At 74.3% G+C, this 10,885-nt stretch carries 6 protein-coding genes; 2 read left to right on the forward strand and 4 right to left on the reverse strand.

Annotation, left to right across the window (positions count from 1 at the left end; all coding sequences use genetic code 11):
* Positions 1–185: 185 nt before the first annotated feature.
* Entirely contained in the window at positions 186–1,400 is a 1,215-nt protein-coding gene (locus C1A33_RS19305) for a sensor domain-containing phosphodiesterase (protein WP_101832851.1), read from the forward strand.
* Here C1A33_RS19305 and C1A33_RS19310 read toward each other — a convergent pair.
* Positions 1,344–4,172 (reverse strand): MMPL family transporter, encoded by a 2,829-nt coding sequence (locus C1A33_RS19310; protein ID WP_101832852.1) that lies wholly within the window; start codon positions 4,170–4,172, stop codon positions 1,344–1,346. The genes C1A33_RS19305 and C1A33_RS19310 overlap by 57 nt on opposite strands.
* Positions 4,173–4,615: 443 nt before the next feature.
* On the opposite strand from C1A33_RS19310, the gene C1A33_RS19315 reads away from it, so the two are divergent.
* Positions 4,616–5,914 carry a cytochrome P450 gene (locus tag C1A33_RS19315; RefSeq protein WP_101832853.1) on the forward strand — a complete coding sequence of 433 codons (1,299 nt, stop codon included), beginning with the start codon at positions 4,616–4,618 and terminating at the stop codon, positions 5,912–5,914.
* Positions 5,915–6,069: 155 nt separating this feature from the next.
* Here the strand turns inward: C1A33_RS19315 and C1A33_RS19320 are convergent, their stop codons facing one another.
* From C1A33_RS19320 to C1A33_RS19330, 3 genes are all read right to left on the reverse strand, one after another.
* A complete protein-coding gene (locus C1A33_RS19320) occupies positions 6,070–7,227 on the reverse strand; it encodes an LLM class flavin-dependent oxidoreductase (protein ID WP_207770387.1) in 1,158 nt (385 codons plus the stop codon).
* Positions 7,224–9,101, reverse strand: coding sequence for an ABC transporter ATP-binding protein (locus C1A33_RS19325; RefSeq protein WP_101832861.1), 1,878 nt, complete (start codon positions 9,099–9,101; stop codon positions 7,224–7,226). Before C1A33_RS19325 ends, C1A33_RS19320 begins: the two co-directional genes overlap by 4 nt.
* On the reverse strand, positions 9,094–10,885 hold a 1,792-nt coding region (locus C1A33_RS19330), incomplete at its 5' end, for an ABC transporter ATP-binding protein (protein ID WP_243407729.1). The genes C1A33_RS19330 and C1A33_RS19325, both read right to left, overlap by 8 nt.

Consider the following 10,885-nt stretch of genomic DNA (forward strand, 5'->3'; position numbering starts at 1 on the left):
TCTGCCCTTGTAGAATCCCTTCCCCCTCTCGCCCCCATAAAGCACGCCATCTCGCCGAATCTCGCCTCTCGACCGGTATTCACCCCTCTGACCTGCAGTGATATCCGACCTGGACGCCAAGAACGACCGCGTCCACGAGTGTCCGCAGGCCCAGATACGGGAACACTGCGCGACGAGGTGATGGGATGACGGTGACGACACCCCTGCTGGGCCCGCCGACCGACGTCCCGACCCCGTCGCCAGCGGTCGTGGAGCTGCTCGGCTTCCTGCGCGGTCATCTGGACCAGGATCTCGCCTGGCTCGGCCGGCTCGAGTCCGACCGACTCGTGATGCAGGTGCTGGTCGGGGACGCGACGTCGTTCCACCTGCGGCTGGGTTCGACGGTGCTGCGCGACACGAGCATCTACACCCGGGTGCTCGCCGGCGCGCTGCCCCAGCTGATCCCGGACACCACCGCGAATCCCCACACCTCGACGCTCCCGATGGTGCGGGAACTGCGCATCGGCTGCTACGCCACCGTCCCCGTGTTCGACGGCGAGAACCAGCTCTACGGTCTGCTCGGCTGCCTGTCCCACCGGCCCCACCCCGACCTGCGCGACCGCGACGGGCGGTTCCTGGCGATGATGGCGGAGATCCTGCGGGACTCGGTGACGGACCTGCACCGGATGTGGCAGGTACGCAGCCAGGTGTGGCACGAGGTCAGCCAGGTCATCGACCGCGGCGGGCCGGACCTGGTCTTCCAGCCGGTGTTCGACCTGGCCCGGGGCCGGATCGTCGGGGTGGAGGCGCTGTCGCGCTTCCCCGGCGGGGAGCGCGACACCACCCAGTGGTTCGCCGCGGCCGCCGCGGTGGGGCTGACCGTGGAGCTGGAGCTCGCCGCGATCCATCGGGCGCTGGCCGCCCTGCCCCGCATCCGGCCGCCGAGGCGCCTCGCGGTGAACGCCTCGGCGACAACGCTGTCGACCGGTCTCGTCGGCGCGCTCGCCGGCTCCGACGCGCGGCGACTCCTCGTCGAGATCACCGAGCACGAGCGGATCGACGACGCGGCCACCGTCCTGCGCCAGCTCGACGAGCTCCGCAGGCTGGGCGTCCAGTTCGCCGCGGACGACGTCGGCGCCGGCTATGCCGGGCTGGAACGTCTCGTGCAGCTACGTCCGGAAGTCATCAAGATGGACTGCGGGCTCACCCGGGGCATCGAGGCCGACCCGGCGCGCCGGGCGGTCGCGGCCGCGCTCGTACACGTCGCTGACTACATCGGCAGTGACGTCGTCGCCGAAGGGATCGAAACCGCCGGCGCGCTGCGCGCCGCCCAGGAGGCCGGCATCCGCTACGGGCAGGGCGTCCTACTCGCCCCGCCGTCCGCGACGCTGCCGGCGGCCGTCACCGCGTGCGGGTCGTGAACGGGGCTCGGCCGCCCACATGCCCTCCTCGTCCGCCCAGCTGGCGTCGTCGCCCGCGGCGGTGATCCAGGCCCGCTCGCGTTCCGTCCGGGCTGGCCGGCTGGTCCCCCCGACGCCGCCGAGCCGGCCCGGGCGCTCGTCGTGACCGGTCCTGGCCCGGCGGGCGGCGCGGCCTCGCCGCGGTGGGTCGACCACCGCCCGCGAGCTGCCCGGATCCGTCTCGCCGCGGGCGGCGCGCCGGCTGTGCCGGCCGCCGGCCGTCAACAGCCCGTCCGCGGCGTCGACGCCGTCGCCCGCCGCGAGCGCACTGTCCGGTATCGCGGAGTGAGCGCCGGACCGCCCGCGCCGCGTGAGCATGCCGGCGGCGGGCGGGCCGGTCCCGGCCGCCGCGCGGCCGCCCGCCGAGCTGGCGACGAACAGCGGCGCGCTCCTCGCACCGTCTGTCGCCGCGCCGGGACGCGACGCCTGCGCCCGCGGCCGAGCCCCGCGCCTGCTCGTACGGGGCACGGCGATGGTGGCCCGATCGGCGGAGTCGCCAGCGCCGGCGACAGCAGCGGACCCGGCGGCGGCGGACCCGGCGGCCGCCGTCGAGGCGTTCACCGGTAACGCCCCGGCGCGGCTGCGGCCACGGCCGCGGCCCCGCGCCGACGAACCGCCGGCGACGGAGCGTCGCGGCTGGTCCAACCGGACGAGGTGGACGAGGGCCGGCAGCAGCACCACCCGCACGACGACGGCGTCGAGCACCACGCCGACCGACAGCCCCACCCCGAGCAGTTTCATGATCCGGACCTGCTGGGTCGTGAGGGCCACGAACACGGCGACCATCATCATGCTGACACTGAAGACGATGTGGCTGACCTCGGCGTGCCGGCTGCTGATCGCCCGCAACGGGTCCGGCGCGTCGTCCAGCCCGCGCAGCCGGCTGAGCAGGGTCAGGTGCATGCCGATCGCCAGCCCGAACACGATGATCATGATGAGGCCGAGGATGAACGGTTCGATCGGCCCCGGCTCGATGCCGAGATGCCCCAGTCCGCGGCCGTCGCCGAACACCTTCGTGAGCACGCCCAGGGTCGCGGCGAGCGCCAGCAGGCTGGACGCCATCACGGCGATGCTGTGGCGCGGCGAGCGCAGGGCGATCAGCACGGCGAGGCCGAGCACGCCCAGTTCGAGGGCGAGGAAGGCGGGCAGGACCCGGGCGAAGCGGCTGGACATGTCGTCGAACAGTGGGGTCTGCCCGCCGATGTCGACCTTCAGCGCGGTGCCGGCGGTCGCCGCGGGCACCGTCTCGGTGCGCAGCCGGTGCACCAGCTGGCTCACCGCCCCCGAGCGGGGCTCATCGGTGGCCATCACCTGGATCAGGGCGCGGCCGTTGCGGTCGTTGCGCAGGACGAGGAAGGCGCGGGTGACGCCGTCGGCGGTGTCCAGCGCGTTGACCAGGCGCGGCACGGCGGCGGCCTGGGCGGGCGTCATGCCCGACACGGCGGCGATGAGCGGGCCGTTGAGACCGGGGAAGAACCCCTTGCTGATGAGGTCGTAGGCGCGCCGGGTGGTGGTGGACGTCGGGTCGACGCCGTTGTCGCTGCCGCCCAGGCGCAGCCCGGCGACCGGCAGCGCGAGCACCACCAGCAGCAGCACCGCCGCGCCGGCGAACACCTGTGGCCGGCGACCGATCAGGCGGGCCCACCAGGAGCGCAGGCCGGGCCGCACGGGCAGGCCGGTGCCGGTGGCACGCAGCTGGGTGCGCTCGGCCCACACCAGCAGGCCGCGCCCGGCGACGCTGACCGCCGCCGGCAGCAGGGTGGCGACGACGAGGAGGCTGACAGCGGCGGCGGCGAAGCCGGCGAGGGCCAGGCCGTCGAACACGTTGAGCCGCAGCAGGCTGGTGCCGAGCATGACGACGGCGAGCCCCGCGCTGCCGATGAGCGTCGCGCGGCCGGGGTGGCGCATCGCGGCGCGGGCCGCGTCGACCGGGGCGAGACCGGTGCGCAGCCCGCACTGGACGCGGTTGACCACCACGACGGCGGAGCCGAGGCTGAGGCCGAACGCGAGCACGACCGCGACCAGCGGTGCGAGCGGCGTGACGGTCGCCCGGTGCGAGAGCAGCGACACCGCGGACAGGCTCAGCACGGCGGTCACGACGGCGGGAACGGCGCAGACGGCCACCGCCGCCGGCGAGCGCATCGTCAGGCACAGGATGAGCAGGGCGACCGCGGCCGCGATGAGGATCGGCCAGGGCGAGATCGCGCTCTGCACGATCATGGTGGTGCCCGGCCCGGACGCCTCGACCTGCAGGTCGGGGCCGTCGTAGGAGCGCACCGCGGTGATCATCCCGCGGACGGCGGTGAGGTCGGGGGTGGTCGGCGAGCCCTTCATGATGACCGAGATCAGCGCGGTGCTGCCGTCCGCGCTGATCGGCGAGCCGCCGATCGGGATGGCGCCGGCCGGTCCGTAGGGGTCGAGCGCGCCGCTGACGCCGGGCAGTCTGCCGACCTGCGCGATCATGGTCGCGACCCGGGCTCGGACCTCGGGCGCGCGGACGTCGCCCTGGCGCGCCCGCACGACGATGGTCTCCTGGTCGGGCAGGGTTCCGGACGGCAGGACCGTCGCGGCCAGGTCCATCGCCCGTTGCGACTCGGCGCCGGCGACCCCGAGATCCTGGCTGAACCGGGCGCCGCCCTGCTGGGCCACCGCCGCACCGGCGACCAGCGCCACCAGCCACACCGCGACGACCAGCCATCGGTACCGCTGGCACCAGCGGACCAGAAGCGCCACGGGGTCTCCTCGACAAGGCTTGTATACGGCCTTTAGGTGGATTGTCGGTTTCCAGATGCGATCAATCTGGCTCACGGACCGGGGAGCCGTCAACGCGACGTCGCACCGACCGTGCACGAACAGGCACCGTGGTGGTGGGGTACACCACGAGTGCGAGGGCACTAGGGCCGATCGGCGAAACGGCTGGCGACGTGGGGTTCGGGGCGCCGGGCCGGCAGGGTGGGACCACCATCGCGCGCGCCGGGTCCGGCGGATGGCCGCAGGTTGCCAGCCGCGCATGTCCGCCCCGCCCGGGCGTGGCGCGATGGTGATTAGTTGCCATTTCATAGGCCAAAGTACTTTTTCTGGATTTTTTATCAACGAAGCAGCAACGGAGATGTGACGATCGGCGAACATCCCTCCCCCGGCCCACCGGCCTGGTCATGAAAGGACGTCCGATCTCGATGTCGGTCACCGAAACCGTGCAGAACGATCAGGACATTCCGGTCTTCCCGTTCCCGGACACGTTCTCGCCGCGGCAGTCCGGGCAGCTGGCGGACCTCGCCCGGCAGGCCCCGGCGACACGGGTCCGCTTCGGCCCCGGCCAGCTCCCCATCTGGCTGATCCTGCGCTACGCCCCGGCCCGGGCGATGCTCGCCGACCCGCGGTTCTCCCGCACGCGCACCCTCGAGTTCAACCCGCCGCTGACAGCCGGGCAGATCCCCGACCCGAACTCGCTGCTGTGGATGGACCCGCCCGACCACACCCGCCTGCGCCGTCTGGTCAACGCCGGGTTCGCGCACCGCCGCATCGAACGGATGCGCCCCTGGATCGCCGCGACGGCGCGCGCCCGCATCGACGCGATGCTCACCGCCGGCGCCCCCGGCGACCTGCGCGGCCTCGCCTTCCACCTGCCGATCGAGGTCATCTGCCAGCTGCTCGGCGTGCCCGACCTCGACCGGGAGAAGGTGCGGACCTGGAGCGAGTCGCTGTTCCGCTTCCACCTCGACCCGAAGGCCGCCGCCGCCGGCCTCGGCGCGCTCTACGGCTACATGGGCGAACTCGTCCGCTCCCGGCGCGCCGCCGGCGCCGGCCCGTCCACCGGTGCCAGCGCCCGGACTGACGGCGGCGAGCAGCAGCCGGCGGACGCGCCGCGGGGGCTGCTCGACGTCGTCATCGCCGCCTACGACGAGGAGGAGGCCGCCGGCGGGGCGAGCGGCGCGCGGCTGAGTGAGGCGGAGCTGCACTCACTGGCGATGACCCTGCTCATCGGCGGTTTCGAGACCACCGGCGGCGTGATCAGCAACGTGCTGACAACGCTGCTGTCCGACCGGTCCCGGTGGGAGTCGCTGATCGCGCTGGACGCCGACGGCCTGCCGAACGCCGTCGAGGAGCTGCTGCGCTACCACCCGCTGTCGATGACGTTCCCGCGGGTGGCGACCGAGGACGTCGACCTCGGCGGCTTCGTCGTGCGCGCCGGCGAGGTCGCGGTCGTGCCGCTGGCGGCGATGAGCCGTGACCCCGACGTCTTCCCCGACCCCGACCGCATCGACCTGACCCGCGAGCCCGTCCCGAACCTCACCTTCGGCCACGGCCCACACCACTGCATCGGCGCGCACCTGGCTCGCGTCGAGCTGACCGAGGTGCTCACCGCCCTGATCGAGAAGACCCCCGGCCTGCGCCTCACCGTCCCCGCCAAGGATCTGCGCTACGAGCTCAAGGCGCCCATCGGCCGCCCGGAGACCATCCCCGTCACCTGGTAGTCGCCGCCGCGCCACTGCGGATGCGGCGCGGGCGCGGGCCGTCGACGCCCGCGCCGCATCCGACCCGGCGGCACCGTCCCGGCCTCGGTCCTCCCGCGAGCCCGACCTCGCCTACACGGCGCTGACCTGGACCTGCTGCCGGCCGCGACGGCCCGTCATGACCGGCTGACGGCCGCCGTGTCGATGTCAGGCGTCCAGCCGAGGTGGGGGGCGACGGTGGTGGCGATGTCCTCCAACAGGCGCAGGTTCTCCCGCAGGCCGAACGCCGGGGGCAGGAAGGCGATGAACTCGTCGCCGAGCGGGACGCTCGGATCGGCGAGCAGGTCCTCGACGACGGCGGCGGGGCTGCCGTGGTGGACCGGACTCATCGTGAACTGGACGGGCGGCGGCCCCGCGACCGGCGCCAGCGCCCCCTGCGGTCGGGAGGCCGCCGGGCCCTGGGTCCGGCGCTGCTCGTCATAGGCGGCGTACACGCGGGCGAGTTCGGGCGAGGTCGCCGGCAGCACCGAGCGGGCGACCGCGACGGCCGACGGCGCCGTCCCGGTGTAGGCGGCGCGGTAGGCGTCGATGGCGCGGGCGAGTTCGGCGCCGTAGTCGTCGATCTGCCCGCTGAGGATCGTGCTCAGCAGCAGGCGCAGGCCGAGACGCCCGACCCGCTGCGCCGAGGCCACGGAGCCGCCGCCGTACCAGATCCGTCCCGGCAGCGTGGGGCTGGTCGGCCGGACGGAGAGCTCGGTGCCCGCGGGCAGCAGGCCGGCGGGGTCGGTGATCGTGCCGATGGTCTCGCCCCGTACACCGCGCAGGAACGCGGCAAGCCTGCTCAGCGACTGCTCGCGGCCGTCGTTCGGTTCCTGTCCGAACAGCGCGTCAAACCCGCCCTGGCCGGTACCGAGGCCGAGCTGGAGACGGCCGCCGCTGAGCAGGTCGGCGGTGCCGGCCGCCTCGGCCAGCAGCACCGGGTCCTCGTAACGGACGCCGATGATGGCGGTGCCGAGCCCGATGCGTGCGGTGTGCTGGGCGACGGCGGCATGGAAGACCATCGGTGCGGCCAGGTAGTTGTCGAAGTGACGCTGGTAGACCCAGCCGGTGTCGTAGCCGAGCTGTTCGGCGACGCGGAACAGCTCGATGCCGTCGCGCAGCGCCTCGGCGGCGCGCCCGCTGGGAAAGGAGATGCGGGCGTTGAACCCGAGCCGCAGCCGGCGTCCCGGCGTCGCCGGCACCGACAGGCTGGGTGACGGCGACGGGCTGGGTGATGCCGACGGGCTCGGGGCGGCGGCCGCCGCGGTGGTCACGGAGGCTGCGGACGTCGTCATGGAACGCTCCTTGAGGTCTGGTGGGGGACGCGGGTGGCGGTGTGCTCGCGCCAGGCGGCGTGCAGGTCGGCGTAGCGGCCGGGAACGCGGACGAGCTCGTCGTGGTGACCGTCCTGGACGAGGCGGCCGTCGTCGAAGACGAGGATGCGATCGGCGCGCTCGGCGGTGACCATGCGGTGCGCGATGGAGACGGTCGTGCGGCCGGCGGTCAGGGCGGCGAGGGCCCGCTGCACGCGCACGTCGGTGGCGGGATCGACGCCGCTGGTCGCCTCGTCGAGGACGAGCAGATCGGGGTTGACCAGCGCGGTGCGGGCCAGCGCCACGAGCTGACGTTCCCCCGCGGACAGCCGCTCGCCGCGCACCCCGACGCGGGTGTCGGGCCCGTCGGGCAGGCTGTCCAGCCAGGGGCGCAGGCCGAGCGCCGCGACGATCGCCGCCAGCGCGGCCATGCCCCCGCCATCGCCGTCGTTTCGGTGGGCGAGCAGGATGTTCTCGGCGATGGTGACGTCGAACAGGAACGGATCCTGGGGGACGATCGTGACACGGCGGGCGAACGAGCGGTCCGCGATCCGGCCGGCCGGGACGCCGCACAGCAGGACCTCACCGTCGCGGGGCGCGAGCTCCCGGGTGAGCAGCCGGGCGAAGGTGGTCTTACCCGAGCCGGTCTCGCCGACGACGGCGATGTGCTCACCGGGTGCGATGACCACGTTCAGTCCGCGTAGCACGGGCGGCCCGTCCTCGCCGTAGGCGGCGCTCACCGCGCGTAGCTCGACATCGATCGGACCGGCGGGCAGCGGCAGGGCGCCGGCCCCCTCGACCGCGCCCGCACCGACGGCGCCGGTGGGTGTGACGAGCAGTTCCAGCGCGCGGCGCCCGCCGGCCACCGCGTTCTGGGCCTCGCCGAGCATCTGTACGAGCGTCTGCAGCGGCCGCACGAAGAACGTGACCAGCAGCAGTATCGCGACCAGCTGACCGGCGCTCAGGTGCAGCGCCGGCTCCCACCGGGTGTGGGCACCGGACCAGCGCACGCCGGCGACGACCACGAACGCCGTCATCGTCGAGATGGCGAGCTCACCCACCGAAATGCTGGTGGACAGCGGCAGCAGCACGCGTCGCTGCGCGGCCGCGGCGTCCTCGACGGCGGCGTCGACGGCCGCCCGGGTGCGGGCCTCGGTGGCGGTGGCGCGGATGACGGTGATGCCGGCGACCGCCTCGCCGACCGCGGACGCCAGGTCCGCCATGGCGCGGCGCGCGGCGGTGAACCGGCGGCCGACCACCGCCTGCAGGCGGCGCATGCCGAGGAACAGCAGGCCGGCCAGTCCCAGCACGGGCAGCGCGAGCTGCCAGGATGCGGCCGCGATCAGGCCGGCGGCCAGCACCATCTGGACCGTGCTGACCAGCAGCATGACGCCGCCGTTCTGGACGAAGGTCGTCACCGCGTCCAGGTCGGCGGTGAGGCGGCTGGTGAGGTCGGCGGGGCGCACCGCCGCGGACGTGCCCGGCGCGAGCGCGTGGAGGTGCGCGATCCCGGCGGCACGCATTTCGGCCAGCGCGGCCTCCACTCCCCGGTAGACCCGCAGGTTCAGCCACCAGGACGCCAGCAGCGCGCCGACGGTGGCCGCCGCGCCGACGGCGACGGCGCGCCCGACCACTCCGCCGAGGTCGGAGCCGGGCCGGGACAGTCCATGGTCGAGGGCGTACTGCACCGTCAGGGGGGTGACGATGCGCCCGGCGCCGGCGGCCAGCGCCAGCAGCAGGGTAAGCGGCAGGCCTCGGATCAGCGCCCGCGCCAGCGTCGGCGTGGTCGTGCGGACCAGCCGGAGCAGCTCGCGCGGCGACGTCCGATCCAGGTCGGCGAGGCCGCGCTCAGGCATGGGCCCCACGGGCATCCTGCTGGACGTAGGCGTCGAGGATGTGCCGGTAGTCGGGTTCGGCGGCGTGCAGCGCGGCGTGGGTGCCGGTGGCCACGAGCCGCCCGCCGCGCAGGAACGCGACCCGGTCGGCGATCAGGACGGAACTCGGCCGGCCGCCGACGATCAGGATGCTCACCTGGCCGCGCAGACGTGCCACCGTGTCGAGCACGCCCCGCTCCACCGCCGGGTCGAGTGCGGAGGTGGCGTCGTCGAGCAGCAGCGCGCGGGGGTCGCGCAGCAGGGCTCGGGCCAGGCACAGCCGCTGGCGCTGCCCGCCGGACAGGCGGGCGCCGCGTTCCCCGACGCGGGTGTCGAGGCCGTCGGGCAGCGCGCGCACCACGTCGGCGGCGCCGGCGGCGGCCAGCGCGCGCCAGATCTCCGGCTCGGTGTAGGGGCGCCGTTCGCGCGGATGACCCTGGAGCTGGAGGTTGTCGCGGACGCTGGCGGCGAACAGCCATGCGGTCTGGGGGACGACGCCGACATGCGCGCTGATCTCGCCTCGGGCGAGATCAGCCGCATCGACACCGTCGATTTCGACGCTGCCCTCGGTGGGGTCCGTGAGGCCGCCGAGCAGGTCGACGAGGGTGCTCTTGCCCGCGCCGGTGGCACCGACGAGGGCGAGGATCTCCCCGGCCCGGACGTCGAGGTCGATGCCGGCGAGCAGCCGGGTGTCGCCGCGCACCAGCCCGAGGCGGCGGGCCCGCAGGGCGAGCGGGCCGGAGCCGGTGAGGGTGGCGGCGCCGCGCTCGACGACCTCGGCGCGGGTCAGCACCTCGCCTGCCCGGGCGCGGCCGGCGGCCGACACCGGCAGCATCCCCAGGAAGCGGCTGATCACGCTGAGTGGGATCGCGATGGTGAGCAGCAGGTAGACGATCTCGACGAGCGCGCCGACGCTGAGCGCACCGGCCTGCACCCGCTGTGCCCCCACGGCGAGCACCGCGAGGATCGCGAGGGCCGGCAGCAGCTCCAGCAGAGGGTCGAACAGGGAGCTGACGGCGCCCATCGACGTGGTGGCCGCGCGCAGGCGGTCCGCGGCGGCGCCGACGCGGGCCCGCTCCCGGTCGGCGACACCGAGCGTGCGCACGACCTGCCCGCCCTCGACGCTTTCCAGGGCGAGCGCGGCGAACTCGCCGCGGCGGCGCGCGGCGAGAGCCGCCCGGTCGGCGAGCAGCCGCTGGTAGAGCAGGTTCAGGCCGAGGACGGCGGCGACGAGAACGAGGCCGACCAGCCCGAACGCCGTGTCACGCAGGAACATCTCGGTCGTCGTCACGACCAGCATGATCGCCATGCCGGCGGCGAAGTAGAACATGACCATCGGCAGCCACAGGGCCTCGACGTCGGTGACGGCGGTCGCGACGAGGCGCCCGGGCGGGTGGCGGCGATGCCAGGACAGGTCGAGGTCCAGGTAGCGACGGGCGAGTGCCCGGCGGATCCGCGCCTGGGAGCCGTACTGCACGTGCCCGGTGGCCACGCCGCGCACGACGATCGTGATCCAGCGCAGCAGGGAGACGCCGAGGATCGCGCCCGCCGCGGCCCACCAGGTGCCGGCCGGGACGGGTTGGCCGGCGAGAGCGGGAATGATCAGATGGTCGGTGGCCCAGCCGATCGCCGCGGCGCCGAGGACCATGGTGATCCCGTTCACGACGCCTGCGACGGTGGCGAACAGCGCCGGTCGCCCGTGGGCGCGGGACCCGTCCACCATGGTCGCCAGCCCCGCCCACAGCGAGCTGTCCCCCCTGCGGACC

It is taken from the genome of Frankia canadensis (genome assembly GCF_900197875.1).
Classification (GTDB): Bacteria; Actinomycetota; Actinomycetes; order Frankiales; family Frankiaceae; genus Frankia; species Frankia canadensis.